Origin of the sequence: Streptomyces echinoruber, assembly GCF_014651135.1 — a bacterium.
Lineage (GTDB): Bacteria > Actinomycetota > Actinomycetes > Streptomycetales > Streptomycetaceae > Streptomyces > Streptomyces echinoruber.
Genome location: NZ_BMWH01000018.1, coordinates 113,284 through 138,971, shown reverse-complemented (window position 1 = coordinate 138,971; position 25,688 = coordinate 113,284). Strand labels below are relative to the sequence as shown.

Below are 25,688 nucleotides of genomic sequence, written 5' to 3'. Positions count from 1 at the left end.
GTGAGCTGCTGGGTCAGCGTGTACATCGGGTGAGCTGCTTGGTCAGCGTGTACTCGGTGATCCCCGGCGGGTAGTCGGGGATCACCGCCACCACCTCGTAGCCCTGCTTGCGGTAGAAGTCCGGGGCCTGGAAGTCCCAGGTCTCCAGGCGGGCGGCGCGGCAGCCGCGGTCGCGGGCGGCGATGGTCTCCGCGCGGGCCAGCAGGCGCGAGCCCAGGCCGGCGCCCCGGTGGGGTGCGGCGACCCACAGGTAGGTGACGTGCAGCCAGCCGGCCCAGGTGTGGCCGACCAGCCCGCCGGCGAGGTCGCCGGTGCCGTCCGTCGCCCAGACGTGCAGGGGCACCTCGCGGGCCGCGGGGGTGTCGCGCAGCGCGGCCAGGACGGGGGAGGCCGCCGTGTTCGTGTCGCGCAGGCGGGAGCGGAGCAGAGCGCGCCGTTCGTTGTCGACTTCTGCCTCGATACGAAACATGCGGCACACCCTAGACGCCGCAAGAGGGCCAGTTCCGTGAATCGTCTTCCCCTCTCCGCCCCCGTCCGTACTCTGAGAGCAGCGCCGGTGGGGGCCGGCGTGGATCAGGGGGGCCGGGACGGCCGGGTACGGAACCGGAAGCGGGGGTAGCAGTTCCTGCACGGCACCGACGCGTCCTTGGACCATCCGGACCCGTCTCCGGACAGTGGGGGTTTTCAGTGGTGCGTATCCGAGTCCTGGTCGTCGACGACCACCGCATCTTCGCCGAGTCCCTCGCCGCGGCCCTGGCCGCCGAGCCCGACGTCGAGGTGTCCGCGGCCGGCTCCGGTCCGGCCGCCCTGCGCTGCCTGGAGCGGGCGGCCGCCGAGGGCCGCCGGTTCGACGTGCTGCTCGTCGACGCCGACCTGGGCGCCGGCACCCCGGGCGTGCGGGCCGCGGTGCCGGTCGGGGAGGCGGGCGAGGACGGCGTCGTCGACGGGATCTCGCTGGTCGCGGGGGTGCGCCGGGCGCAGCCGGGGGTGCGGACCGTCGTACTCGCCGAGAAGGACGACCCGCGCCGGGCCGCGCTCGCCCTGCAGGCCGGGGCCGGCGGGTGGGTGGCCAAGGACTGCTCCCTGTCCCGGCTGCTCACCGTCATCCGCGGGGTGCTGCGCGACGAGACCCACCTGCCGCCCGCCCTGCTCACCGGGGTGCTGCGGGAGCTGACCGCGGCCCGGCGGCACCGCACGGAGAGCGAGCGGCTGGTGGAGTCGCTCACCCCGCGCGAGCGGGAGGTGCTGCGCTGCATGGTCGCCGGGCTGGGCCGCAAGGCCGTCGCCGAGCGGCTGTTCCTCTCCCCGCACACCGTGCGCACCCACATGCAGAACGTGCTGGGCAAGCTGGGCGTGCACTCCACGCTGGCCGCCGTCGCGCTCGCCCGGCGCGCCGGAGTCGGGCCGATCGACCTGGCCGGGGATCTAGCCGGGGATGTTGTCGAACGGGGCGGTCAACTGGCGTAGCAGACCGGCCAGCTCGGTGCGCTGGGCCGGGGACAGCTCCGCCAGGATCGCCCGCTCCTGCTCCAGCAGGCCGGCCAGCGCCTGGTCGGCGCGGTCGCGGCCCTCCCCGGTGAGCCGGACCAGCACCCCGCGCCGGTCGCTGGGGTCGGGCAGCCGCTCCACCAGGCCCTTCTTGGCCAGGCGGTCGATACGGTTGGTCATCGTGCCGGACGTCACCAGCGTCTGCGTCAGGAGCTGGCCGGGGGAGAGCTGGTACGGCGTCCCCGCGCGGCGCAGCGCCGTCAGGACGTCGAACTCCCACGGCTCCAGGCTGTGCTCGGCGAACGCCAGCCGACGCGCCCGGTCCAGGTGCCGGGCGAGCCGGCTCACCCGGCTGAGCACCTCGAGCGGTTCCACGTCGAGGTCGGGGCGCTCCCGGCGCCACGCCGCGACCAGCCGATCGACCTCGTCCTCCATGGCGATCAGTGTAGTGGTTGTGTCGACGTTAAGTCTCTTGATGACGATTATCTTGACATCGAGATATCAGGGCGGGAGGCTGGACCCGCACCGCCCGTCACCGGTTCCCCTCGGGAGACTCCCATGCCCACCGCCGACCCCACCTGGGACCCCGCCCAGTACCTGCGCCACGCCGACCACCGCACCCGCCCCTTCACCGACCTCCTCGCCCGTATCCCCGGCCTTCCCGCCGACGCGCCCCGCATCGCCGACCTGGGCTGCGGCGCCGGCAACGTCACCGCCCTCCTCGCCGACCGCTGGCCCGCCGCCCGCATCACCGGCTACGACACCTCCGCCGAGATGCTGCGGCGCGCCCAGCAGTACGCGGGGGACACCCGCGGCGGCGGACGGCTGGACTTCGCCCACGCCGACGTGCGCACCTGGACGCCGGCCGAGCCGCACGACCTGATCGTCACCAACGCCGCCCTGCAGTGGGTGCCGGGGCACACCGAGCGGTTCGCCGACTGGATCGCGGCCCTCACCCCCGGCGGCGTCCTCGCCCTCCAGGTGCCCGGCAACTTCGACGCGCCCAGCCACCGCCTCATGCGCGAACTCGCCCGCTCCGCCCGCTTCGAGGACCGCCTCGCCGGCGTCCTGCGCCACACCGACGCCGTCCCCGACCCGGGCGTCTACCTGGAGCTGCTGACCGGCCTGGGCTGCACGGCCGACGTGTGGGAGACGACGTACCTGCACCTGCTGCAGGGCGAGGACCCCGTGCTCGACTGGGTCAAGGGCACCGGGCTGCGGCCCGTGCTCACCGCCCTCGCCGACGACCCCGAGACACTGCGGGCGTTCCTCGCCGAGTACCGGGCCGCCCTGCGCCAGGCCTATCCGGCCGGGCCGCACGGCACGCCGTTCCCGTTCCGGCGCCTGTTCGCCGTCGCCGTGAAGGAGGCGTGATGCTCATCGCCGTCGACCACGTGCAACTGGCCGCGCCGCCCGGCTCGGAGGAACGGCTGCGGGCGTACTACGCCGGTGTGCTCGGCATGACGGAGATCCCCAAGCCGCCCGTGCTCGCCGCGCGCGGCGGCTGCTGGTTCCGCTCCGGCACCGTCATCCTCCACCTCGGCATCGAGGAGGACTTCCGGCCGGCGCGGAAGGCGCACCCGGGGCTGCGGGTGACGGGCATCGACGCCTACGCCGAGCGGCTGCGCGACTGCGGCGCCCCCGTCACCTGGGACGACGCCCTGCCGGGGCACCGGCGCTTCTACTCCGAGGACCCCGTCGGCAACCGGCTGGAATTCCTGGAGCCCCTGGCTACAGCTCCCTGAGAGCGGCCGCCGTGATGTCGATGCCGACGGCGAACGGCACCGACAGCTCGAGTTTGTCGTGGTGGATGCCGGTGACCGCATACGTCCTGGTCACCGGGTCGAGCTCATAGGTCCGCACCACCGGGTGCTGATCCCCCTCGGCCATCTCGACCAGCCAGAAGTGCGGGATGCCGGCGGCCGCGTACTTGCGCGGCTTGGTGTCGTGGTCACGCGCCTCGGAATCGGGGGAGACGACCTCCACGGCCAGGACGACGTCCCCTGCCTCGAACCGGGTCTGCTCCATCCCGGTGACGGAGTCCGCGCGCACCACGCTGACGTCCGGTTCGGGGCCGTTCCTGCGGTCCAGGACGACGGTCATCTCCCGCATGACTTTCAGGTCGCCGGGCGCCCAGCACCGCAGTCCACCGACCAGCAGGTCGATCATCAGACTGTGGAAACGTGGCCGCGGACCGGCGAAGACCAGACTCCCGTCGATCAACTCGGTGTGCGGCGGGAGGCCGGGCAGCGTGAACAGGTCGTCGACCGTGTAACCCTCGGGCGGCGACACGGGCCAACGGATGCCGGGCTCGTCGGCGGGCTCGGGCGTCGGCTCGGCGTTCATGGTGATCCCCCATGAACGGGATTCTGGCCTGCGTATCCACGGTAATCGCCGCGGTCGGTGAGCCGTCACCGCAACGAGTGATCGAATCCCCCTGCCGGGGGCTCCTCAGCTCTTGCGGTGGCCTATCAGCCGCGGCTTCTGCTCCAGCCCGTCCAGGCCGTGCCACGCCAGGTTCACCAGGTGCGCGGCGACCTCCGCCTTGCGCGGGCGGCGCACCTCCAGCCACCACTGCCCGGTCAGCGCCACCATGCCGACCAGGGCCTGCGCGTACAGCGGGGCGAGCTTGGCATCGAAGCCGCGGGACTTGAACTCGCGGCCCAGGATGTCCTCCACCTGCGTGGCGATGTCGGAGATGAGGGAGGCGAAGGAACCCGTGGACTGGGGGATGGGGGAGTCGCGGACCAGGATGCGGAAGCCGTCCGTGGACTCCTCGATGTAGTCCAGCAGCGCGAACGCGGCCTGCTCCAGCAGCTCGCGGGGGTGACCGGCGGTCAGCGAGCCGGTCACCATGTCCAGCAGGCGCCGCATCTCGCGGTCCACCACCACCGCGTACAGCCCCTCCTTGCCGCCGAAGTGCTCGTACACCACCGGTTTGGACACCCCGGCCTTCGCCGCGATCTCCTCCACGGAGGTGCCCTCGAAGCCCTTGGCCGCGAAGAGGGTGCGACCGATCTCCAGCAGCTGCTGGCGGCGCTCGGCACCGGTCATACGGGTACGGCGCGCTCGCCGCGGCTTGTCTGCGCTGGTATTGCTGGAGTCGGTCGCCACGCGACCATCATGCCGCCTTCGCGGGCTCCTTCCGCCGCCTGGAGGCGTCCTCACCGGTGCTGCGGCGCGAATCGATACGCGAGCGTGACGGCCAGCGCACGTCGTAGGCCCAGCCGAGCCGCTCGAACCAGCGGATCAGACGCGCACTGGAGTCGAGCTGGCCGCGCTCCACACCGTGCCGGGCGGAGGTCGGGTCGGCGTGGTGCAGGTTGTGCCAGGACTCGCCGCAGGACAGGATCGCCAGCCACCACACGTTGCCGGAGCGGTCCCGCGACTTGAACGGGCGCTTGCCGACCGCGTGGCAGATCGAGTTGATCGACCACGTCACGTGGTGCAGCAGCGCCACCCGGACGAGGGACCCCCAGAAGAACGCGGTGAACGCGCCCCACCACGACATCGTCACCAGCCCGCCGATCAGCGGCGGCAGCAGCAGCGACAGAGCCGTCCACAGCGCGAACTGGCGGGAGATCGCCCGCAGCGTGCGGTCCTTGAGCAGGTCGGGGGCGTACTTGTCCTGCGGGGTCTGCTCCTCGTCGAACATCCAGCCGACGTGCGCCCACCACAGGCCCTTCACCAGCGCGGGCACGGTCTCGCCGTAGCGCCACGGGGAGTGCGGGTCGCCCTCGGCGTCGGAGAACTTGTGGTGCTTGCGGTGATCGGCCACCCAGCGCACCAGCGGCCCCTCGACCGCCATCGACCCGGCGATGGCCAGCGCGATCTTCAAAGGCCGCTTGGCCTTGAACGAACCGTGGGTGAAGTGGCGGTGGAAACCGATCGTGATGCCGTGGCAGCCCAGGAAGTAGAAGAACACCAGCAGGCCGACGTCGAGCCAGCTCACGCCCCAGCCCCACGCCAGCGGCACGGCCGCCAGCAGCGCGAGGAACGGGACGGTGATGAACAGCAGCAGCGTGATCTGCTCGATCGAGCGCTTCTGCTCCCCGCCCAGCGTGCCGGGCGGCAGTGGAGAGCCGGTGGTCTGCGGTTCCTTCCCTGGATGAGCCGCCTGCGGGGCGTCTTCGATCACATCGGAGCTCGTGGTCATGGGCGTCCCTGTGGGGTTGAGATGTCGAGGCGGTGCCGGATCGCGGGACCACACCTCTTCCTACGGTCCCGTAACCTACGGCATCGTAAGTATGGCAGTGAGCCGCCCGGCGGCAAGAGCCCAAAGCCCTGCGCGTGGCTTCCGACACATATCCTTGGAACGGTCGGACAGCGCGGTCCGCTCTGAAATGTCTTCCCGGAAGCCCACCTCCCCATGCGACTCCACCGCGCGGGTGCGGCCCCCGGGTACCCCTTCAGCCGAGCCTCGAACCAGCTTCTGAGAGCTTCCACACTGCAAGGAGCCGCACCTGTGAGCAGTGCCGACGACCAGACCACCACGACCAGCAGTGAGCTGCGCGCCGACATCCGCCGACTGGGCGACCTGCTCGGTGAGACCCTCGTACGCCAGGAGGGCCCCGAAGTCCTCGAACTCGTCGAAAGGGTGCGCCACCTCACCCGTGAGGACGGCGACGCGGCCGCCGAACTGCTGCGCGGCATCGAACTGGAGACCGCGGCCAAGCTGGTCCGCGCCTTCTCCACCTACTTCCACCTCGCCAACATCGCCGAACAGGTCCACCGCGGCCGCGAACTGCGCGCCAAGCGCGCCGCCGAGGGCGGCGTGCTCGCCCGCACCGCCGACGCCCTGAAGGACGCCGACCCCGAACACCTGCGCCAGACGGTGAAGAACCTCAACGTCCGCCCGGTCTTCACCGCCCACCCCACCGAGGCCGCCCGCCGCTCGGTGCTGAACAAGCTGCGCCGCATCGCCGAACTCCTGGAAACCCCCGTCCAGGGAGCCGACCGCCGCCGCCACGACATCCGCCTGGCGGAGAACATCGACCTCGTCTGGCAGACCGACGAACTGCGCGTGGTCCGCCCCGAACCCGCCGACGAGGCCCGCAACGCCATCTACTACCTCGACGAACTCCACGCCGGCGCCGTCGGCGACGTCCTGGAGGACCTCACCGCCGAACTGGAACGCGTCGGCGTCAAGCTCCCCGACGACACCCGCCCCCTCACCTTCGGCACCTGGATCGGCGGCGACCGCGACGGCAACCCCAACGTGACCCCCGAGGTCACCTGGGAGGTGCTCATCCTCCAGCACGAGCACGGCATCAACGACGCGCTGGAGACGATCGACCAGCTCCGCGGCTTTCTGTCCAACTCCATCCGCTACGCCGGCGCCACCGAGGAACTGCTCACCTCCCTGCAGCAGGACCTGGACAACCTGCCCGAGATCAGCCCCCGCTACAAGCGGCTCAACGCCGAGGAGCCCTACCGGCTCAAGGCCACCTGCATCCGCCAGAAGCTGATCAACACCAAGCAGCGCCTGGCCAAGGGCACCCCCCACGAGCCCGGCCGCGACTACCTCGGCACCAGCGAACTGCTGAAGGACCTGCGCATCATCCAGACCTCGCTGCGCGAGCACCGCGGCAGCCTGTTCGCCGACGGCCGCCTGGACCGCACCATCCGCACCCTGGCCGCCTTCGGCCTGCAACTGGCCACCATGGACGTCCGCGAACACGCCGACGCCCACCACCACGCCCTCGGCCAGCTCTTCGACCGCCTCGGCGAGGAGTCCTGGCGCTACGCCGACATGCCCCGCGACTACCGCGCCAAGCTCCTCGCCAAGGAACTGCGCTCCCGCCGGCCGCTCGCCCCCACCCCCGCCCCCGTCGACGCCGCCGGCGCGAAGACGCTGGGCACCTTCCAGACCATCAAGCGGGCCCTGGAAGTCTTCGGACCCGAGGTCATCGAGTCCTACATCATCTCCATGTGCCAGGGCGCCGACGACGTCTTCGCCGCCGCCGTCCTGGCCCGCGAGGCCGGCCTGATCGACCTGCACGCCGGCTGGGCCAAGATCGGCATAGTGCCCCTGCTGGAGACCACCGAGGAACTCCGCGCCGCCGACACCATCCTGGAGGACATGCTCTCCGACCCCTCCTACCGGCGGCTGGTCGCCCTGCGCGGCGACGTGCAGGAGGTCATGCTCGGCTACTCCGACTCCTCCAAGTTCGGCGGCATCACCACCAGCCAGTGGGAGATCCACCGCGCCCAGCGCCGCCTGCGCGACGTCGCCCACCGCTACGGCGTCAGGCTGCGCCTCTTCCACGGCCGCGGCGGCACCGTCGGCCGCGGCGGCGGCCCCACCCACGACGCCATCCTCGCCCAGCCCTGGGGCACCCTGGAAGGCGAGATCAAGGTCACCGAGCAGGGCGAGGTCATCTCCGACAAGTACCTCATCCCCTCCCTGGCCCGGGAAAACCTGGAACTGACGGTCGCGGCCACCCTGCAGGCCTCCGCCCTGCACACCGCCCCCCGCCAGTCCGACGAGGCCCTCGCCCGCTGGGACGCCGCCATGGACGTCGTCTCCGACGCCGCCCACGCCGCCTACCGGCGCCTGGTGGAGGACCCCGACCTGCCCGCCTACTTCTTCGCCTCCACCCCCGTCGACCAGCTCGCCGACCTGCACCTGGGCTCCCGCCCCTCCCGCAGGCCCGACTCCGGCGCCGGCCTGGACGGCCTGCGGGCCATCCCGTGGGTGTTCGGCTGGACCCAGTCCCGGCAGATCGTCCCCGGCTGGTTCGGCGTCGGCTCCGGCCTGAAGGCACTGCGCGAGGCCGGCCTGGACACCGTGCTGGAAGAGATGCACCAGCAGTGGCACTTCTTCCGCAACTTCATCTCCAACGTCGAGATGACCCTCGCCAAGACCGACCTGCGCATCGCCAAGCACTACGTCGACACCCTCGTCCCCGACGAGCTCAAGCACATCTTCGACACCATCCAGGCCGAACACGACCTCACCGTCAGCGAGGTCCTCAAGGTCACCGGCGAAAAGGAACTCCTGGACCACCAGCCGGTACTGAAGCAGACGTTCGCCATCCGCGACGCCTACCTCGACCCGATCTCCTACCTCCAGGTCACCCTCCTCAAGCGGCAGCGCGACGCGGCCGCCCGCGGCGAACAGCCCGACCCGCTCCTCAGCCGCGCCCTGCTGCTCACCGTCAACGGCGTGGCGGCCGGCCTGCGCAACACCGGCTGACACACCCCGCGGAAAAGGACGGTGCCCCGGGCTCGTACGAGCCCGGGGCACCGTCATGCCGTGCGCCCGGTACGCACCTCCCGCGCCGCTGCTCAGCCGCGGGACGCGTGCCGACGCCGCAGCAGCAGCCAGCCGCCCGCCGCGACCAGCGCCGCCGCCACGCCCGACAGCATCCCGACCGGGGCGCTGCCGCCGGTCTCGGCGAGGCCGCCGCCCGGCGCGGACGGCGAGGAGGCCGAGGACGCCGCACCGGCGGAGGCGGACGCGGAGACCGACGGCGAGGGCGAGGCGGACGGCGAGGACGAGGAAGAGGACGACGCGGACGCGGAGGCGGACGTGGACGCGGAGGCGGACGTCCCGGGCGTCGAACCGCCGCCCTGCTGCTCTCCGCACTCCGACCAGAACACCTTGTGCTTGGCCGCGCCCTTCTCCCCGTCGAAGTTCCAGAACAGCTTGTAGTGCCCGTCGGGCAGCTTCATGTCCTGCGTACGGCCGTGGCCCTCGGCGTCCAGGGTGATCGAGCCGGACTTCACGCTCTCGCCCTTCGCCCTGGCGGCCGGGGCCCAGACGTCGATGTGCCAGTCGACCCGCTGGGCGCCGTCGAAACCGAAGGCGTCCAGGTAGAAGGCGCACACATGCGGTTCGTTGCGGCGCAGCTCCGCACCCGTGGCCGCATCATGGATCTTCACCGTGCCGTTGTCGCCGGGAGCGGTGGCGTGCGCGGCGGACGCGAACAGCAGCGTCGTCGAGACACCGGCGGCCAGCGCGCCGGCGCGGATGAGGTGGTGCATGGGGCAGTCCATATTCGGTCAGCGACGAGGAATATGGGGGTGGCGGCTCAGCATCCAACCCGCGACCGCCCCAGGACAATCACGAACACACAACAGTCACGGGCATCACAACCGACAGCTGGGGCGCAAGGGTCAGACGGCCACAAAAGCCGCCGTCAGCAGCGCCACCCCGGCCCCCGCCAGCACCCACGCCGTCCGCCTCAGCCGCATCCCCCCGGCCACCACGACCGACGCCAGCAGCAGCGCACCCCCGAGCGGGACCCACGCGAACAGCACCCCCGCCGGACCCGAACGCACCGCCCGGTCGGAGTTCGGCTTGACGACCACCGTGTACGTCCGCCCCGCCCGCACCCCGGCCGACCGGTCCACCACCACCCGGTCCCGCGCCACCCCCGGCGACAGCGGCCGGAACGGCCCCGTACACGTCTCGGCACCGCAGCGCGTCACCGTCACCGTGCCGCGCTCCCGGCCCTTGGTCAGCATCACGTGCTGCGCCGTACCCCACGACGCCCACACACCCCCGACCACCAGCAGCGCCGCGACCACGCCCATCACCGCGCGCTGTCCGCACCGCAGCACCGCCCCGGCGGCCGGAGAGGAGAAGACGGCAGAAGGCATGGCCGGGATCATTGGCCATGCCTTGGCTCCCGGTCAAACGCGCCGAGCGGAATGTCAGCAGATGCACCCCCTGCGCCCCCGCGCCCCCTTGCGCCCCCGCACCCCTTGCACCCCCGCCCGGGAGCCCCGCGAACCCCGGCGCCCCGCCCGGACCTCCGCGCCCCGCTCAGGAGTTGTACGCGCTCTGCGCCCGCTCCAACCCCTCCGCCACCAGGCACTCCACCGCGTCCGCCGCCCGGTCCACGAAATAGTCCAGCTCCTTGCGCTCCGCCGCCGAGAAGTCCTTCAGCACGAAGTCCGCCACCTGCATCCGCCCCGGCGGCCGCCCGATCCCGAACCGCACCCGGTGATAACCGGCACCCAGCGCCTTCGTCACCGACTTCAGCCCGTTGTGACCGTTGTCCCCGCCACCCAGCTTCAGCCGCAGCGTCCCGTACCCGATGTCCAACTCGTCGTGCACCGCCACCACCCGCTCCAGCGGCACCTTGTAGAACTCCGCCAGCGCCTTCACCGGACCGCCCGACAAGTTCATGTACGACATCGGCTTCGCCAGCACCACCCGCCGGCCGCCCGGGCCGACAGGACCGAGCCGGCCCTCGACGACCTGCGCCTGCGCCTTCGCCGCCCGCTTGAACCGGCCCCCCATCCGCTCCGCCAGCAGATCCACCACCATGAACCCGACGTTGTGCCGGTTCATCGCGTACTCCGGCCCCGGATTGCCCAGCCCCACGATCAGCCACGGGGCACCGGCATCGGTCGTCACCAGCATGTCTCCTTCATACGCGTCAGCCGCCGCCCCCAACGGGAACGACGGCTGACGACAAAACGATGACCGCGAAAAGATCGCGAACTCGCGAGAACCGCGAGGGATCAGGCCTCCGCGCCCTCTTCGCCCTCACCCTCGCCCTCGGCCGGCGCCTCACTCTGGCTCGCCACAACCTGCAGCACGGCCGTCTCGCCGTCCGTCGCCAGCGTCACGCCCTGCGGCAGCTCGATGTCCTTGGCGTGAATGGTGTCACCGGCCGACAGACCCTCGACCGACACCGTCACCGCCTCCGGGATGTGCGTGGCCTCGGCCTCGACCGGCAGCGCGTCCAGCAGGTGCTCCAGCAGGTTGCCGCCCGGAGCCAGCTCACCCTCGGTGTGCACCGGCACCTCGACCGTGACCTTCTCGCCCCGCTTGACCAGCAGCAGGTCCACGTGCTCCAGGAAACCCTTCAGCGGGTCGCGCTGCACCGCCTTCGGAATCGCCAGCTCGCTGCGCTGCCCGTCGATGTCCAGGCTGATCAGAACGTTCGGCGTACGCAGCGCCAGCAGCAGGTCATGACCCGGGAACGTCAGGTGCACCGGGTCCGCACCGTGCCCGTACAGCACACCCGGCACCTTGTGGGCACGGCGAATACGACGCGCGGCACCCTTGCCGAACTCGGTACGCGTCTCGGCGGTGAGCTTCACCTCGGACATCTTCACTCCTCGTAGGACTTCACGAACGGACAGGGTCACCCGGCCGAACGGCCTGCTACGAAGAGCGCGCGTCGATAACGGACCACCGTAGAGCCTCTTCCGAAGCGGTACGGCCTCCCTCGCCGAGCAACCCCAGCAGGATACTCGGCGAAGGAGGCCGCGGAAAAATCGATCAGACGACCAGGCGATCAGACGCGGCCGGCGACAGCCGGGCGCAGCCGACGACGCCTCACTGCTCGTCGAACAGGCTCGTCACCGAACCATCCTCGAACACCTCGCGCACCGCGCTCGCGATCGTCGGCGCGATCGACAACACCGTGATCTTGTCCAGCTCCAGCTCACCCGGCGTCGGCAGCGTGTTCGTGAACACGAACTCGCTCACCTTCGAATTCTTCAGCCGGTCCGCCGCCGGACCCGACAGCACACCGTGCGTCGCCGTCACGATCACGTCCTGAGCACCGTGCGCGAACAGGGCGTCCGCCGCCGCACAGATCGTGCCGCCGGTGTCCACCATGTCGTCCACCAGGACGCAGATACGTCCCTTCACATCACCGACGACCTCGTGCACCGTCACCTGGTTCGCCACGTCCTTGTCACGGCGCTTGTGCACGATCGCCAGCGGAGCCCCCAACCGGTCGCACCACCGGTCCGCCACCCGCACCCGGCCCGCGTCCGGCGAAACGATCGTCAGCTTGTTGCGGTCCACCTTGTTGCCCACATAGTCCGCCAGCAGCGGCAACGCGAACAAGTGGTCCACCGGACCGTCGAAGAAACCCTGGATCTGATCCGTGTGCAGATCCACCGCCAGCAGCCGGTCCGCACCGGCCGTCTTCATCAGATCCGCGATCAGACGCGCCGAAATCGGCTCACGGCCCCGGTGCTTCTTGTCCTGCCGCGCGTAACCGTAGAACGGCACGATGACGGTGATGGAGCGCGCCGACGCCCGCTTCAGAGCATCGATCATGATCAACTGCTCCATGATCCACTTGTTGATCGGAGCCGTATGGCTCTGGATCAAGAAGCAGTCGGCACCACGCGCCGACTCCTGATAACGCACATAAATCTCACCGTTGGCGAAATCGAAGGCCTTCGTCGGCACAACCCCGACACCCAGCTCGTGGGCGACCTCCTCGGCAAGCTCGGGGTGGGCGCGGCCGGAGAAGAACATCAACTTCTTCTCGCCGGTCGTCTTGATCCCGGTCACAGCACAGTCTCCTCAGAGGTTCGCAGCTGGGTGTGGCTGAAAAAGAGCGACATGGGGGCAATACGGGGGATGCAGCCCCTGCACCTCTCACGGTAGCCCGTCCCGGAAGACCCACTTTCAGGCGGGTCCGCCACCACCCCCCTCAGCCCTCCTCCTCCACCGCCCGAGACGCCGCCTCGGCCGCCTTCGCCGCCGCACTCCCCGGACGCTTGCGCGCCACCCAACCCTCAATATTCCGCTGCTGACCACGAGCCACGGCCAGCGAACCGGGCGGCACATCCTTCGTGATCACCGAACCCGCGGCACTGTACGCCCCGTCCCCCACCGTGACAGGCGCCACATACATGTTGTCCGCACCCATACGACAGTGCGAACCCACCGTCGTGTGATGTTTGCTCTGCCCGTCGTAGTTCACGAACACACTCGCCGCGCCGATGTTCGTGTACTCACCGATCGTCGCATCACCGACATACGACAGATGCGGCACCTTCGTACCCTCACCGATCGACGCGTTCTTCGTCTCCACATACGTGCCGATCTTCGCCCTCGCCGCCAACCGCGTCCCCGGACGCAAATACGCGAACGGACCCACCGAAGTGTCCGGACCGATCTCGGCACCCTCACACACCGCGTTGTCCACCCGCGCCCCCGGACCCACCCACGTGTCCGACAACCGGCTGTTCGGACCCACCTCCGAGCCCTCGCACAGATGCGTGGCACCGTGCAACTGCGTGTTCGGATGCACCACCACATCCCGCTCGAACGTCACCGTCACATCCACCCACGTACTCGCCGGATCCACGACCGTCACCCCATCCAGCATCGCCCGCGTCAACAACCGCTCGTTCAAAATCCGACGCGCCTCGGCCAACTGCACCCGGTTGTTGATGCCGGCGATCTCCCGATGATCACCCGCCAGGCACGCCCCCACACGGTGACCGGCCTCCCGCAGGATCCCCAGCACATCCGTGAGGTACTCCTCACCCTGGCTGTTGTCCGCACGGACCTTCCCCAGCGCATCCGCCAGCAACCGCCCGTCGAACGCGAACACACCCGAGTTGATCTCCCGGATCCCCCGCTGCTCCTCCGACGCGTCCTTGTGCTCCACGATCGCCGTCACCGCACCCGAGGCATCCCGCACGATCCGGCCGTAACCGGTCGCATCCGGCACCTGTGCGGTCAGCACCGTCACCGCATTGCCCCCGTCGTGATGCGCGGCCACCAGACGGTTCAACGTCTCCCCCGTCAGCAGCGGCGTGTCCCCGCACACCACCACCACGGTCCCCGCCACGGAACCGCCCAGCTCCTCCAACGCCATCCGCACGGCGTGCCCGGTACCGCGCTGCTCCTCCTGCACCGCCGTCCGCACACCGGGGTCGACCTCGCTCAGATGCGCGGCGACCTGCTCCCGGGCGTGCCCGACCACGACGACGAGCTGCTCCGGCTCCAACTCACGGGCGGCGGCGAGGACGTGACCCACCAGCGAACGGCCACAGATCTCGTGCAGAACCTTCGGTGTGGCCGACTTCATACGGGTGCCCTCACCCGCTGCAAGAACGACGACGGCTGCCGGGCGGATGACGCTCACGGGGTTGCCCTTCGGCTTCGAGATGGGTGGGGGTGACATCCGCAGGATAGCGGGGGGTTTCCGAAGGGGGACGAGAGCGGGTCCCGACCTGGGTGGGTCGGGACCCGAACTGAGGTCTCTTGTGCTGTGACTCCCCCGCAAGGATTCGAACCTTGTCCTGCTGGTACCAAAAACCAGTGTGCTGCCAGTTACACCACGGGGGACAGCGCCTCAGACCTTACCGGAGTTGCGTTGCAGGCCAGCAACGATTCCGTTCCACCAGCCCTCGATGCGGCAGTACAGCTCCGCTCCCTGGAGGACACGGACGTCGAGACAGCCATAGTAGGCTTCGCCGATGTTCTTGCGGACCGTCTTGGGGTTGTGCTTCTTGAGAGTGGTGCGTTGGAGGGCCGAGACGTCCACGCCCACCAGGTCTGCCCAGTAGCGTTCGGCGGCGGCCACGTCGGCACTTTCGTGGATCATGACCCGGAAGCGCAGGCGTTCGCGATCCACACCCAGCAGCTTGAGCCAGGCCAGGAAGACCAGGATCACCCCGGGGTCGCTGTTGACGAAGACGACCCCTTCGCGTCGCTGGTACGGCTTGCTCTTCTGCCCCTCGGCCCAGTAGAGGGCTGTGCCTGTCAAGAGCAGTTCCCGGTCCGTGAGGTTGGCGATCTCCGCTTCGGCCTTCTGCTTGATGCGCTCCCGTTCTTCCGCTTGGGCGGCACGCGCCCTTGCCAGACCGGCGTGCATGAGAGCTCGTTGTTCCTCTGGCGTGTAACGCGGTTCCGGTTTCGGCAGGTCCCGTACCCACAGCGACACCGAGCTCCGTGAGCAGCCGAGCTCAGCCTCGATCTGGTCGTACGTACAGCCTTGAAGCCGGAGTTCCCGCGCCCTCTGCCGGAGGTCGTCCTTGGCGTTGGGGCGCTTGGTCCAGGCCGGCGCGGGTTCACCCTCGACCAGGCGCTGGAGGACGTCCTTGTTGTGGACCTGCAATGCGTCGCGGATCTGCCGGAGGCTGTAGCCCGCGCGTCGCAGTGCCACCGCCTTCTCTCGCAGTCCCTCGAAGTCGGCGTATTTGCCTGTGGTCTGTGCCATAGGCATACGGTCCAAGCGGAATGGTCGGTTCAGTAGTCGAACGGTCGACGTTCAGTAGTTCGAGTGATTTCGGGTGGTTTCGCTTCCGGTTGGTCACGGACCGTGGTGTGGGGTGGTGCGGGAAACTCGCCGGAAGTGCGGCGCGGGGCGCCCGTAGGCTGGAAGGCATGACCTCGACGGGGGAAGACCACGCGCCGGCCCCGACCGGGCCGTGGTGGTGGTCGAGATGGCGCAGTGCGGTGCTGGACGTGTGTCTGGCGCTGGTGTCCGCGTTGGAGTGCGGCGCGGAGGGGATCCCGTTCGCGCGGGACGCGGGGGTCCCGGTGTCGGTGGGGGTGGTGTTCGGCCTGCTGGCCGGGTCGGTGCTGGTGCTGCGGCGGCGGTGGCCGATCGCCGTGGTGCTGGTGGCCGTCGCGATCACGCCGGCCCAGATGGGTTTCCTGATGGGCGTGGTCGGGCTGTACACGCTGGCCGCCGCGGAGCTGCCGCGGCGGGTCATCGGGGCGCTGGCCGGGATGTCTCTCGTCGGTACGTTGATCGTGACGTTCGTGCGGGTGCGGCAGGACATGGACCGGGGGGACTGGACGCTGGGGGACTGGTTCCTGCCGTTCGCGGCGATCGCGACGTCGCTGGGGTTGACGGCGCCGCCCGTGCTGCTGGGGCTGTACGTGGGGGCGCGGCGTCGGCTGATGGAGAGTCTGCGGGAGCGGGCGGACAGTCTCGAGCGCGAGTTGCAGTTGCTGGCGGAGCGGGCGGAGGAGCGGGCCGAGTGGGCCCGTAACGAGGAGCGGACGCGGATCGCGCGGGAGATGCACGATGTGGTCGCGCACCGGGTGAGTTTGATGGTGGTGCACGCGGCGGCGTTGCAGGCGGTGGCGCGGAAGGATCCCGAGAAGGCGGTGCGCAACGCGGCGCTCGTGGGGGACATGGGGCGGCAGGCGCTGACGGAGTTGCGGGAGATGCTCGGGGTGCTGCGCAGCAGTGAGCGGCCGGTGTCCAGGGGGGTGCCGTTGGCCGCGGTGGGGGCGGCCGCGGCGGCGGCCGCGTCGCGGGCCGAGGTGGCGGGGGCGGCCGTGGCGGCGGTGTCCGAGGGGCCGGGGTTGTCGGCGTTGGAGGAGTTGATCGGGCAGTCGGCGGCCGCGGGGATGGTGGTGGATTTGTCGGTGGAGGGGGAGGCGCGGTCGTATCCGCCGGAGGTGGAGCAGACGGCGTACCGGGTGGTGCAGGAGGCGTTGACCAACGTCCACAAGCATGCGGCGGGTGCGAAGACGCATGTGCGGGTGGCGCACCGGGGGTCGGAGATCGCGATGCAGGTGGAGAATGAGCCGCCGCCGGAGCCGGCGTCGGCGGAGGCGGCGGGGTTGCCGTCGGGTGGGAACGGCCTGGTGGGGATGAAGGAGCGGGTTGTGGAGCTGGGCGGGGTGTTCGTGTCGGGGCCGACGGAGGCGGGGGGCTTCCGGGTGTCGGCTGTGATTCCGGCGCCGTAGCGGTCGGTGGTCGGCCGGTCGTGGCGGCCGGTGGTTGGTGGTCGTGGCGGTCGGTAGCCGGCAGTCGTAGTGCCTGGTGGTCGTAGTGCCTGGTGGTCGGGGCGGCCGGTGGTCGTGGCGGGGCGGGTGCGGGTGTCGGCCGGGTGCGGGTGCGGGTGTCGGCCGGGTGCGGGGCGGGTGGCGGGTGTGGTGGGCGGTCCGTCGGGGCGGTGTTGCGCGGGGGTTTTTCAGGCCGTGGTGAGGCGGGTCGGTTCGATGCCTGTGACGAGTGCGGTGAGGGCGTGGTCGATGTCGGGGCCGAGGTACCAGTCGCCGGTGTGGTCGACGGCGTAGACGCGGCCGTCGGTGTCGATGGCGAGCAGGGTGTGGGTGGCGGTCTCGGTGCCGAGGGGGCTGAGTTCGGTGCCCAGGGCGCGGCCGAGGTCGCCGAGGGTGCGGGCGAGGTGGAGGCCGTGCAGGGGGTCGAGGTCGAGGTGGGCGGGGGCGATCTGGCGGCCGGGTCCGGTGGGGGTGAGGGTGAGGCCGCCGAATTCGGCCCAGGCTTCGACGGCGGCGGGGAAGACGGCGTGGCGGTGGCCGGCGGGTGAGGTGTGGGCGCGCAGGGTGTCGGCCCAGGTCTCGGCCTGTTCGATGTCCCAGCGTCCGGGGTGCCAGCCGGCGGCGCGCAGGGTGGCGTCGACGGGGACGGGGAAGCGGGTGGTCGAGGTGCGGTCGGTGTGCATCTGCCCTTACGTCCGTCGTGCGTACGTCTGGTGTGTGCGGGTGCGGGGTGTGCGGGTGGGGGGTGGGGCGGGGGTCAGTCGGTGGTCGTGGGGTCGACGACGCGGACGCCGAAGTGGGCGGTGAGGGCGCTGCAGGCGCGGCAGGGCGGGGCGAAGGTGCCGTGCAGGGGGTCGCCGTCCTCGCGGATGTGCCGGGTGGTGAGTTTGGCGTGTTTGAGGGCTTTGCGGGCCTCGCCGTTGGTCATGGGTTTGCGGGCGGCGCGTTTGCTGCGGGTGGCGTCGGCGGTGGCGATGTGCCGGGAGATGAGGATGGTTTCGGCGCAGCGGCCGGTGAAGCGGTCGCGCTGGTCGCTGGTGAGGGTGTCGAGGAAGTCCTGGACGAGGGGGTGCAGGGCGGGGGGTGTGTCGCCGCGGGCGGCGGTGCCGGTGAGGGTGGCGCCGCGTACGGACAGGGCGGCGGCGATGGTGGGGAGTATGCCGTCGCGGCGGTGGCGCAGGACGGGTGCGGGGGGTGTGTCGGCGGTGCTCCAGCCGATGCGGGGGTCGCCGGGGTGGGGGATGCCGGCGCGGGGGTCGGGGGAGCGGTCGGCGTGTGGCTTCGTCGGTGTCGTTCTCATGGTCGTCGTCCCTCCGGGTGTCCCCCTGGCGGTCACAGAGTGCCAAATGGCGTGGCGGGTGCGGAAGCTGGGTCGGCGGGTGGGCGTGTTGGGTCGGCGGTGCGTCACGGCGGGGTGACGGCTGGTCACGGGGGGTGGGCCGGGGGCGGGTGCGGTGGTGGGGGGTGGTGCGGTGGGCCGGTGACCGGGGTCGGTGTACCGCATAGGCTGTCGACCGTCCGTGAACGTCGGTTCGTCGGTCCGGGGGACCGATTCGCACAGAACGCCGCAGGGGGCAAGCGCCATGACGACAGGTCGGCTCGGGCTGGGGGCGCCGTCCAGCCGCCAGGCTGGGGGACAAGCCGCGCCGCCGAACGCGGCCTATGCCGGGCAGGTCGTGCATTTCCCGGATCCGGTGCGGGCCGCCCGGCATCCGCGGGGGGTGCGGGTGGACGAGCGGGGTTATCCCGACTTCTCGCCGTACGCGCGGGCGGCCGCGGAGATCGCGGAGCCGCCGGAGGGCTTCGGTGTGGACGAACTGCGGTTGACGGACTACGTGTCGGCGAACGCGGCGCTGGCCGCGGCGGGGCACGAGTTGTGGGACACGGTGCCCCATGTGGCGACGCCGCACGGGTGGACGTGGCACCACGTGCCGTTCACGCGGCGGCTGGAGCTGGTTCCGGTCGAGGTGAAGGCGCTGCTGCGGCACCACGGCGGGATCGCGACCGCCAACGTCGATCAGGCGAAGCGGGGCACCCGGCCGCTGCCGGAGACGCGGCCCGCGCACTTCCGGCTGCCGAAGTCGGGGGTGGCGGTGACGGAGGCGCAGGTGCAGGGCGTCGAGGAGGACCTCGGTTACCGGCTGCCGGGCGCGTACCGGTCGTTTTTGAAGGCGGCGGGCGGGTGTGCGCCCGTCGGGACGGCGCTGGACGCCGAGTTGGGGCTGCTGATCGACCAGCCGTTCTTCACGGTGCGGGACGAGGCGGCGGTCAATGACCTGGTGTACGTCAACAAGTGCCTGCGGGACCACCTGACCAAGGACTATCTGGGGGTGGCGTTCGTGCAGGGCGGGCTGCTGGCGGTCAAGGTGCGGGGCGACCGGGTGGGTTCGGTGTGGTTCTGCGCGTACGACGACGTGCGGGACGTGGATCCGTCGTGGTCGCAGGCGGAGCGTGTGGAGCGGTTGCTGCTGCCGTGCGGTGAGGACTTCGACGCGTTCCTGTCGCGGCTGGCCGGCGATCCGCCGGAGTTGGAGACGGTGGCGAACCTGATGGTGGACGGCGGGTTCGCGCGCGCCGTGCCGGTGTCGTCGGTGGGGGAGTGAGCGCAGGCCATGGTGACGTTCGCGCAGGCGCAGGAGCGCGCGGAGGAGTGGATCAACGGCGATGTGCCGTCGTACCAGCACCGTGAGGTGCGGGTGCGGGAGTTCGAGCTGGGGTTTGTGGTGTGGGCGGAGGACCGCGCCGACGGGCCGCGGTCGGACGGCGGCGGGCAGCGGCTGGTGATCGCGCGGGACAGCGGTGAGGCCACGCTGTGGCCGGCGCTGCCGGTGGGCGAGGTGATCCGCCGGTACGAGGAGCGGTACGGCCGTACGGACGTGGGCGGACCGGCGGTGCCGGCGGCCGCTCCGGCGCGGGTGGATTTGAACCAGACGTCGTTCCTGTTGTCTCCGCCGGAGTGGTTGCAGGAGGCGGCGGACAAGCTGGGGATTCCGGACCAGCGGGGCGGGGTGCGGGCGGCCGCCGCGGCCGCGGAGGGGTCGGGGGATTCCGGTGCGGGTGCGGGTGCGTCGGATGCGTCGGGCGTGCCGAGTGCGGGCGCGTCGGATGCGTCGGGCGTGCCGAGTCCGTCGAGCGTGCCGAGTCCGTCGAGCGTGTCGGACGCGTCGGACACATCGGGTGGATCGGGCGCTCCGGGTGCGTCGGGCGCTCCGGGTGCGTCGAGCGCTCCGGGTGCGCCGAGCGCTCCGGGTGCGCCGGGTACGCCGCCCCCGCCGTCCGGTGCGCCGGGTGTCCCCGTGGGGGCGACTCCGTGGGCGGGGACGGACACCAGCGCCGAGGCGGACGAGGACCGTTCGGTGCCGTTGCCGGAGACGGTGTTCGCGCCGCCGCTGAGCACTCCCCGGGCGGAGGCGCGGCCGGGCGCGGCGCCGGACGAGCGGACCCGGATGATGGAGGGCGGGAGCCAGTTGCCGCCGACGGCGGTCGCTCCGGCGGTGGACGAGCAGGGGCAGCCGGCCGGGCCGGGTGCGCCGGTTCCGCCTCCGCCGGGCAGCACGCCTCCTCCCGCGCCGGCCGGATCGTCGTACGGCCCTCAGCAGGGCCCGGGGAGTCCTGCGGCTCCCGGCACCCCGCCCCCGCCGCCCGGTGCGCCGAGCGCCGCCGACCTCGCGGACGCCGCCGCCGGCAAGGCGGCCCCTCCGCCGCGGCGCGGCGCGCCGGGCACGCCGCCCCCGCCGCCGAGTGCTCCGGGTGCTCCGGGCACGCCGCCTCCGCCGCCCGGTGCGCCGGGCGGTGCCGCGACGCCGGCCGGCGGGTACGTCCCGACGCAACTGGTGTCGTCGCTCGGTCCGCAGGGGCCGGAGGGACCGGAGGGACCGGAGGGGGCGGCCGGAGCGGGCGCCCCGCAGGCGCCGGGTGCGCCGGGCACACCTCCGCCGCCGGGTGCTCCGGGTACGCCGCCTCCGCCGCCGGGTGCTCCCGGCGCGCCGCGCACGCCCGGCGGTACGCCTCCGGGTGGTGTCCACCACGCGGCCACCATGCTCGCCGACCCCCACCAGCCTGGCGGCAGCCTGGGCAGGGGCGTACCGCAGCCGCCCGGCCCTCCGGGTGCCCCGGGTGCCCCGGGTGCCCCGGGTGCGCCGGGTGCTCCAAGTGCTCCCGGTGCTCCGGGCGCGCCGGGAACTCCGCCCGCTCCTGGTGCCCCGCAGCCGCCGGCCGCCCCGCAGCCGCCGGCCGCCCCGGGCGCGCCGGGTGCCGTGCACCACGCGCAGACCGTGCTGGCCGCACCTCCGGCCGGCGGCCCCGGCGTGCCTCCGCCCCCGCCGCCGCAGCCGTCCGGCGCGGTGCCGCCCGGAGCCGTCCCGCCGCCCGGCGCGGTGCCGCCCCCGGTCGCGCCCCCGCCGGTGCCGTCCGGCGCGGTGCCGCCTCCCGGTGCCATGTCTCCCGGAGTTGTGCCTCCCGGTGCCGTGCCTCCCGGTGCCGTGCCGCCCGGCGCGCCGATGCCCGGGCAGCAGCCGCCGGCGTACGGCTATCCGCAGCAGGCGCAGCCGACGGTGGGCCCCGGCTACCAGGCGGTGCTGCGCTACCGCGCGCCGGACGGGACCGAGCAGCAGCTCATCCGGCGTTCGGCGCCGGGGCTGCCGCACCCGGAGTGGCAGATCTTCCACGAGCTGCGGGCGATGAACGTGCCGCCGGACCAGGTGCTGGAGCTGCACACGGAGCTGGAGTCGTGCGAGCTGCCGGGCGCGTACTGCGCGCGGATGATCCGCGAGCAGTGGCCGCAGGCGCGCATCACGTCGATCGCGCCGTACGGCACGGACCACGCGAGCCGGCAGCAGGGCATGCAGCAACTCCTCGCGCATCAGGGCGAGTTGCACCAGGTGGCGGACGGGCCGGCGCGGCCGGCGCCGGTGCGGGCGCCGCTGCCGCCGGTGCAGGCGGCGCCGCCGCTGCCGCCGGAGGGTGTGGCGCAGGAGCTGGCGGGGGCGTTCGGGCCGGGGGTCTTCCGGTTCGAGCAGGCCGCGGTGGACCGGCAGGGCGTGCCGCCGGTGGTGGCGCACTCGCTGGTGGTGGCCGGGCTGCCGCTGGACATGGGCCCGTTCTTCTGGGCGCAGGCCCAGCCGGGCCGCCCGGTGCCGACGCTGGCCGAGCTGGCGGCGGAGCGCGGGGTGCGGCCGGCGCCGGACGCGGGGTCGTACCTGGTGCTGGGCAGCGACTTCGGCAAGGCGATCTGCGTGCAGTACGGCACGGCGAACATCGTGGCGGTGCCCGTGGAGGCGGGGCCGGGCGGTGCGCCGGTGCCGCCGCAGTTCGTCAACACCGGGCTGCTGGAGCTCCAGCGCTGCCTCGCCCTGCTGGGCCGGATGTGGCGGCTGCGCTACGGCCTGAACCAGGAGCAGGCGGGCCGCTGGACCGTCGACTTCCAGGCCCAGCTCGCCGCCTTGGACCCGGCGGCGCTCGGGTCGCCGGAGAGCTGGTGGTCGGTGGTGCTGGAGCAGATGTGGGACGGCCTGCTGTGATCCGCCGCTGAGCGGCGGGGCGCGCCGCGCGGGAGGGCCGGGCCCGGTCGGACGACCGGACCCGGCCCTCTTCGCTGTCCGGAGTGTCGGTTAAGCACATTTACGTCCTTTACCTCAAGATGTGCGTGCCGTCATCGGCTCGCGTCCGTCCGGTGGAGAGGGGTCCAGCATGAGAAGCCGCGGTTACCGTCCCGACCAGGTCGACGCGTACCTCCAGGCCCTCTCCGACGACCGGGACGCCGCCTGGGAGCGGGCCGCGCGGCTCACCGTGCTGGCCCGCGAGATGGCGGCGGAGGCGCGCCGGCTGCGCGAGGTGGTCGCGGGGCTGGCTCCGCAGACGTACGAGACGCTGGGCGAGGACGCCCGGCGGCTGTTCGCGCTGGGGCAACAGGAGGCGCGCGCCGTGCGGGAGCGCGGGCGGCAGGAGGCGCGGCGCCTGGTGGAGGAGGCGCGGGCGCACGCGGCCGGCGTGTGCGAGGCGGCGCGGGCGCACGCCGACGCCGTACGCGCCCAGGCGGACGAGGACGCCCGGCAGCGCCTGCTCGCCGCGCGCGCCGAGGCCGACGAGGTGCGCGTCGCGGTCCGGCGGCAGATCAGGGAGGGCCGCCGCGAGGTGCTGGGCGTGCTGCGGGAGGCCAGGCGGCAGGCCCAAGGACGGCCGGCCGACCAGGCCCGGGAGTACGCCGAGCGGTGGGCGCAACTGGAGCGCGAGGAGGCCGAGCGCGCCGCTGCGCTGGACGCCCGGCACACCGCGGACACCGCACGCGCCGAGGCCGCCCTGGCCGAGGCCCGGCGGTCCCTGGCCGGCGCCGAGCGCACCGCCCGGCGCCGCCAGGAGCAGGCCCGGGCCCGTGCCGCCGAGATCCTCGCCGAGGCCCGAAGCCGCGCGGACCTCGTCGCCCGCGAGACCGAACGCGTCCTGCGCGCGCACGGCGAACACCACCGGGACCAGGCCCACGCCCGTACGGACCACGCCCCCGTCCACGCGGACCACGCCCGTACGGATCACGTCCACGCCCGCGCGGACCACGCCCGTACGGATCACGTCCACGCCCGCGCGGACCACGCCCGTACGGATCACGTCCACGCCCGCGCGGACCATGCCCACACCCGCGCGGCCCGGGACCGCGGTCGGCCGGCCGCCCTGACGGGGCGGCCGGCACCGGCGGAGTAACCGGCCCGGGCCGCGCGGGGCCGCGCCGGCCGGGCCCGCGTCCCCGGGCCCGGCCGGTGGAGTGCCCGGTCGGTGGAGTGCCCGGTCGGTGGAGTGCCTGGCCGGTGGAGCACCCCGCCGGTGGAGTGCCCGACCAGCGAAGTCGTCGCGGGGTGCCGAACTGCCGTCGGGGGCGGTCCGAGCTGCCGCGCCGCCACTGGTGGAGTCGTTCTGGGCTGTCGTGGCACCGCTGCCGGGGGTGGGCCGGGGTGCCGGGCTGTCGCTGGGGGCGGTCCGGTCCGTCGTGCCGCCACTGGTGGAGTCGTTCTGGGCTGTCGTGGCACCGCTGCCGGGGGTGGGCCGGGGTGCCGGGCTGTCGCTGGGGGCGGTCCGGTTCGCCGTGCCGCCACTGGTGGAGTCGTTCTGGGCTGTCGTGGCACCGCTGCCGGGGGTGGGCCGGGGTGCCGGGCTGTCGCCGGGGCCGGTCCGGTTCGCCGTGCCGCCGCCGCGGTGTGGCTCAGTCGCCGGGGTCGGTCCGCACCGGGAAGCGGCGCGGGGCCACGAGCAGCAGGACCAGGAAGGCCAGGGCCGCCGCGCAGGACGCGCCGACGTACACCGCGTGCACCGCGTCCGCGATCGCGCGCCGGGTGGCCTCCGGCGCCGTGCCCGCGTCCAGGGCGCGGGTGACGGAGTCCAGGTCGCCGGCGCCGCCGAGGCGCGCGGCGAGGACGCCGTTGGCGACCGCGCCGAACAGGGACGCCCCGAGGGTCTGGCCGGTCTGGCGGCAGAAGAGGACGGACGCGGTGGTGGTGCCGCGCTCCGACCAGCCCACCGTCGACTGCACGCCGACGATCAGCGGGAGCTGGAACAGGCCGAGCGCGCCGCCCAGGCAGAGCATCAGCAGCGTCGGCTGCCACGCCCGGCCGGGATAGGGCAGCAGCGGGAACGCCAGCAGGATCAGCGCCGCGACGCCGATGCCGAGCAGCGCGGTGTCGCGGAAGCCGAGGCGGCGGTAGACGTGCTGGCTGAGCGCCGCCGACACCGGCCAGCTCAGCGTCCACACGGACAGCACGAACCCGGCGGTCACCGGCGCGAGCCCCAGCACCGCCTGCGCGTACGTCGGCAGGAACACCGTCGGCGCCACCATCAGCAGACCCAGCGCGCCCAGGGCGAGGTTGACCGCGGCGATCGTCCGGCGGCGCCAGACCCAGCCGGGGATGACGGGCTCGGCGGCCCGGCGTTCGACCACCACGGCCACCACCGCCAGCGCCGCTCCCGCCCCGGTCAGGGCGAGGGACGGCGCGGACAGCCACGGCCAGGCCACCCCGCCCTGCACCAGCGCCGTCAGCAGCGTCCCGCCGCACGCGAACACCGCCAGCGCGCCCGCCCAGTCCACCCGCGGCCGGCCCGCCCGCTCCCGGGCCGGCTCGTGCAGGTGGCGCACGACCAGCCACAGGGCGGCCGCGCCGATCGGCAGGTTGAGCAGGAAGATCCAGCGCCAGTCGGCGTATCCGGCGAGCAGGCCGCCGAGTGCCGGGCCGGCGATCGCGGACACCGCCCACACCGTGGACAGCTTGGACTGGATCTTCGGGCGTTCCCGCAGCGGGTACAGGTCGGCGGCGAGGGTCTGCACCGTGCCCTGCAGCGCGCCGCCGCCCAGGCCCTGGACGACCCGGAAGGCGATCAGCGCGCCCATGTTCCAGGCCAGTGCGCACAGCAGGGAGCCGAGCAGGAAGACGGACGCGCCCGCCACGAGCACCGGTGTGCGGCCGAAGGTGTCGGAGAGCCTGCCGTAGACGGGCAGGGTGACCGTCACGGCGAGCAGGTAGCCGGAGAACAGCCAGGAGAAGACGGAGAAGCCGCCCAGGTCGCCGACGATCTGCGGGACGGCGGTGGAGACGACGGTGGAGTCGAGCGCGGCCAGCGCCATCGCCAGCATGAGGGCGGCGGCCACCGCGCCGCGCCGGCCGCGCGAGGTCCGCGGCCCGGTGCCGGCGGCCGCGGCGGCTTGTATCCCGGTGTCCTCCTGATCCACGGCGCTCCTTTCCACGGCCTCTGTTTC

23 protein-coding genes and 1 tRNA gene are annotated in these 25,688 nt (G+C 72.5%); 8 read left to right on the top strand and 16 right to left on the bottom strand.

The genetic code is table 11. The annotated features are described in order from the left end of the window. Positions 1-13: 13 nt before the first annotated feature. On the bottom strand, positions 14-469 hold the full coding sequence (locus tag IE225_RS20870; protein ID WP_190059104.1) for a GNAT family N-acetyltransferase: 456 nt from the start codon (positions 467-469) through the stop codon (positions 14-16). 218 nt (positions 470-687) lie between these two features. On the opposite strand from IE225_RS20870, the gene IE225_RS20865 reads away from it, so the two are divergent. Beyond that, entirely contained in the window at positions 688-1,467 is a 780-nt protein-coding gene (locus tag IE225_RS20865; RefSeq protein ID WP_190059103.1) for a helix-turn-helix transcriptional regulator, read from the top strand. Here IE225_RS20865 and tamR read toward each other — a convergent pair. Continuing rightward, positions 1,426-1,923 (bottom strand): MarR family transcriptional regulator TamR, encoded by a 498-nt coding sequence (gene tamR, locus IE225_RS20860; RefSeq protein ID WP_190059102.1) that lies wholly within the window; start codon positions 1,921-1,923, stop codon positions 1,426-1,428. The genes IE225_RS20865 and tamR overlap by 42 nt on opposite strands. 123 nt (positions 1,924-2,046) lie before the next feature. On the opposite strand from tamR, the gene IE225_RS20855 reads away from it, so the two are divergent. Continuing rightward, entirely contained in the window at positions 2,047-2,862 is an 816-nt protein-coding gene (locus IE225_RS20855) for a trans-aconitate 2-methyltransferase (protein ID WP_190059101.1), read from the top strand. After that, entirely contained in the window at positions 2,862-3,233 is a 372-nt protein-coding gene (locus IE225_RS20850) for a VOC family protein (RefSeq protein WP_190059100.1), read from the top strand. The genes IE225_RS20855 and IE225_RS20850 overlap by 1 nt, the downstream gene beginning before the upstream one ends. On the opposite strand, the gene IE225_RS20845 is transcribed toward IE225_RS20850, so the two are convergent. The 3 genes from IE225_RS20845 to IE225_RS20835 all read right to left on the bottom strand — a co-directional run bounded on the left by IE225_RS20845 (position 3,220) and on the right by IE225_RS20835 (position 5,644). After that, positions 3,220-3,834 carry a Uma2 family endonuclease gene (locus IE225_RS20845; protein WP_190059099.1) on the bottom strand — a complete coding sequence of 205 codons (615 nt, stop codon included), beginning with the start codon at positions 3,832-3,834 and terminating at the stop codon, positions 3,220-3,222. The two genes, IE225_RS20850 and IE225_RS20845, sit on opposite strands and share 14 nt — an antisense overlap. Positions 3,835-3,939: 105 nt before the next feature. Then, complete coding sequence (locus tag IE225_RS20840) at positions 3,940-4,542, bottom strand: TetR/AcrR family transcriptional regulator (protein WP_229879833.1); 603 nt, start codon at positions 4,540-4,542, stop codon at positions 3,940-3,942. A gap of 67 nt (positions 4,543-4,609) precedes the next feature. Beyond that, positions 4,610-5,644, bottom strand: a complete 1,035-nt coding sequence (locus IE225_RS20835; RefSeq protein ID WP_190059097.1) for an acyl-CoA desaturase — start codon at positions 5,642-5,644, stop codon at positions 4,610-4,612. Positions 5,645-5,953: 309 nt separating this feature from the next. On the opposite strand from IE225_RS20835, the gene ppc reads away from it, so the two are divergent. Beyond that, positions 5,954-8,686 carry a phosphoenolpyruvate carboxylase gene (gene ppc / locus IE225_RS20830; protein ID WP_190059096.1) on the top strand — a complete coding sequence of 911 codons (2,733 nt, stop codon included), beginning with the start codon at positions 5,954-5,956 and terminating at the stop codon, positions 8,684-8,686. A gap of 92 nt (positions 8,687-8,778) precedes the next feature. On the opposite strand, the gene IE225_RS20825 is transcribed toward ppc, so the two are convergent. The 8 genes from IE225_RS20825 to IE225_RS20790 form a co-directional block, all read right to left on the bottom strand. Beyond that, the gene (locus tag IE225_RS20825; protein ID WP_190059095.1) at positions 8,779-9,477 is read right to left on the bottom strand and encodes an LPXTG cell wall anchor domain-containing protein; all 699 of its coding nucleotides are present in this window, start codon (positions 9,475-9,477) and stop codon (positions 8,779-8,781) included. Positions 9,478-9,609: 132 nt separating this feature from the next. Next, the gene (locus tag IE225_RS20820; RefSeq protein ID WP_229879831.1) at positions 9,610-10,095 is read right to left on the bottom strand and encodes a hypothetical protein; all 486 of its coding nucleotides are present in this window, start codon (positions 10,093-10,095) and stop codon (positions 9,610-9,612) included. Positions 10,096-10,261: 166 nt separating this feature from the next. Continuing rightward, on the bottom strand, positions 10,262-10,864 hold the full coding sequence (gene pth / locus IE225_RS20815; RefSeq protein WP_190059093.1) for an aminoacyl-tRNA hydrolase: 603 nt from the start codon (positions 10,862-10,864) through the stop codon (positions 10,262-10,264). Positions 10,865-10,965: 101 nt separating this feature from the next. Beyond that, entirely contained in the window at positions 10,966-11,559 is a 594-nt protein-coding gene (locus tag IE225_RS20810) for a 50S ribosomal protein L25/general stress protein Ctc (protein ID WP_190059092.1), read from the bottom strand. A 229-nt stretch (positions 11,560-11,788) separates the two neighbouring features. Then, positions 11,789-12,763, bottom strand: a complete 975-nt coding sequence (locus IE225_RS20805; protein ID WP_190059091.1) for a ribose-phosphate diphosphokinase — start codon at positions 12,761-12,763, stop codon at positions 11,789-11,791. A 142-nt stretch (positions 12,764-12,905) separates the two neighbouring features. After that, the gene (gene glmU, locus IE225_RS20800) at positions 12,906-14,351 is read right to left on the bottom strand and encodes a bifunctional UDP-N-acetylglucosamine diphosphorylase/glucosamine-1-phosphate N-acetyltransferase GlmU (RefSeq protein WP_190059090.1); all 1,446 of its coding nucleotides are present in this window, start codon (positions 14,349-14,351) and stop codon (positions 12,906-12,908) included. Between the two features lie 130 nt (positions 14,352-14,481). Next, a tRNA-Gln gene (locus IE225_RS20795) sits at positions 14,482-14,554 on the bottom strand. 7 nt (positions 14,555-14,561) lie between these two features. Beyond that, on the bottom strand, positions 14,562-15,428 hold the full coding sequence (locus IE225_RS20790; RefSeq protein ID WP_190059089.1) for a hypothetical protein: 867 nt from the start codon (positions 15,426-15,428) through the stop codon (positions 14,562-14,564). Positions 15,429-15,595: 167 nt separating this feature from the next. Between IE225_RS20790 and IE225_RS20785 the strand changes: the two genes are divergently transcribed. Then, a complete protein-coding gene (locus IE225_RS20785; protein ID WP_190059088.1) occupies positions 15,596-16,915 on the top strand; it encodes a sensor histidine kinase in 1,320 nt (439 codons plus the stop codon). A gap of 227 nt (positions 16,916-17,142) precedes the next feature. Here IE225_RS20785 and IE225_RS20780 read toward each other — a convergent pair whose 3' ends face one another. Both IE225_RS20780 and IE225_RS20775 read right to left on the bottom strand, forming a co-directional pair. Beyond that, a complete protein-coding gene (locus tag IE225_RS20780; RefSeq protein WP_190059087.1) occupies positions 17,143-17,637 on the bottom strand; it encodes an SUKH-3 domain-containing protein in 495 nt (164 codons plus the stop codon). A gap of 74 nt (positions 17,638-17,711) precedes the next feature. Next, positions 17,712-18,254: a YwqJ-related putative deaminase gene (locus tag IE225_RS20775; RefSeq protein WP_190059086.1), complete on the bottom strand. Its 543-nt coding sequence runs from the start codon at positions 18,252-18,254 to the stop codon at positions 17,712-17,714. Between the two features lie 283 nt (positions 18,255-18,537). On the opposite strand from IE225_RS20775, the gene IE225_RS20770 reads away from it, so the two are divergent. The 3 genes from IE225_RS20770 to IE225_RS20760 all read left to right on the top strand — a co-directional run bounded on the left by IE225_RS20770 (position 18,538) and on the right by IE225_RS20760 (position 23,647). Beyond that, entirely contained in the window at positions 18,538-19,557 is a 1,020-nt protein-coding gene (locus IE225_RS20770; RefSeq protein WP_190059085.1) for an SMI1/KNR4 family protein, read from the top strand. A gap of 9 nt (positions 19,558-19,566) precedes the next feature. After that, entirely contained in the window at positions 19,567-22,473 is a 2,907-nt protein-coding gene (locus IE225_RS20765) for an SUKH-4 family immunity protein (RefSeq protein ID WP_190059084.1), read from the top strand. 169 nt (positions 22,474-22,642) lie between these two features. Then, positions 22,643-23,647: a cellulose-binding protein gene (locus tag IE225_RS20760; RefSeq protein ID WP_308432529.1), complete on the top strand. Its 1,005-nt coding sequence runs from the start codon at positions 22,643-22,645 to the stop codon at positions 23,645-23,647. A gap of 496 nt (positions 23,648-24,143) precedes the next feature. On the opposite strand, the gene IE225_RS20755 is transcribed toward IE225_RS20760, so the two are convergent. After that, entirely contained in the window at positions 24,144-25,640 is a 1,497-nt protein-coding gene (locus IE225_RS20755) for an MFS transporter (protein WP_229879846.1), read from the bottom strand. Positions 25,641-25,688: the final 48 nt, after the last annotated feature.

Coding starts and splice junctions, on each gene's coding strand:
- IE225_RS20870 (WP_190059104.1), bottom strand. CDS start 469: ATGTTTCGTATCGAGGCAGAAGTCGACAACGAACGGCGCGCTCTGCTC.
- tamR (WP_190059102.1), bottom strand. CDS start 1,923: ATGGAGGACGAGGTCGATCGGCTGGTCGCGGCGTGGCGCCGGGAGCGC.
- IE225_RS20855 (WP_190059101.1), top strand. CDS start 2,047: ATGCCCACCGCCGACCCCACCTGGGACCCCGCCCAGTACCTGCGCCAC.
- IE225_RS20850 (WP_190059100.1), top strand. CDS start 2,862: ATGCTCATCGCCGTCGACCACGTGCAACTGGCCGCGCCGCCCGGCTCG.
- IE225_RS20845 (WP_190059099.1), bottom strand. CDS start 3,834: ATGAACGCCGAGCCGACGCCCGAGCCCGCCGACGAGCCCGGCATCCGT.
- IE225_RS20840 (WP_229879833.1), bottom strand. CDS start 4,542: ATGACCGGTGCCGAGCGCCGCCAGCAGCTGCTGGAGATCGGTCGCACC.
- IE225_RS20835 (WP_190059097.1), bottom strand. CDS start 5,644: ATGACCACGAGCTCCGATGTGATCGAAGACGCCCCGCAGGCGGCTCAT.
- IE225_RS20825 (WP_190059095.1), bottom strand. CDS start 9,477: ATGCACCACCTCATCCGCGCCGGCGCGCTGGCCGCCGGTGTCTCGACG.
- IE225_RS20820 (WP_229879831.1), bottom strand. CDS start 10,095: ATGCCTTCTGCCGTCTTCTCCTCTCCGGCCGCCGGGGCGGTGCTGCGG.
- pth (WP_190059093.1), bottom strand. CDS start 10,864: ATGCTGGTGACGACCGATGCCGGTGCCCCGTGGCTGATCGTGGGGCTG.
- IE225_RS20810 (WP_190059092.1), bottom strand. CDS start 11,559: ATGTCCGAGGTGAAGCTCACCGCCGAGACGCGTACCGAGTTCGGCAAG.
- IE225_RS20790 (WP_190059089.1), bottom strand. CDS start 15,428: ATGGCACAGACCACAGGCAAATACGCCGACTTCGAGGGACTGCGAGAG.
- IE225_RS20785 (WP_190059088.1), top strand. CDS start 15,596: ATGACCTCGACGGGGGAAGACCACGCGCCGGCCCCGACCGGGCCGTGG.
- IE225_RS20780 (WP_190059087.1), bottom strand. CDS start 17,637: ATGCACACCGACCGCACCTCGACCACCCGCTTCCCCGTCCCCGTCGAC.
- IE225_RS20775 (WP_190059086.1), bottom strand. CDS start 18,254: ATGAGAACGACACCGACGAAGCCACACGCCGACCGCTCCCCCGACCCC.
- IE225_RS20770 (WP_190059085.1), top strand. CDS start 18,538: ATGACGACAGGTCGGCTCGGGCTGGGGGCGCCGTCCAGCCGCCAGGCT.
- IE225_RS20765 (WP_190059084.1), top strand. CDS start 19,567: ATGGTGACGTTCGCGCAGGCGCAGGAGCGCGCGGAGGAGTGGATCAAC.
- IE225_RS20760 (WP_308432529.1), top strand. CDS start 22,643: ATGAGAAGCCGCGGTTACCGTCCCGACCAGGTCGACGCGTACCTCCAG.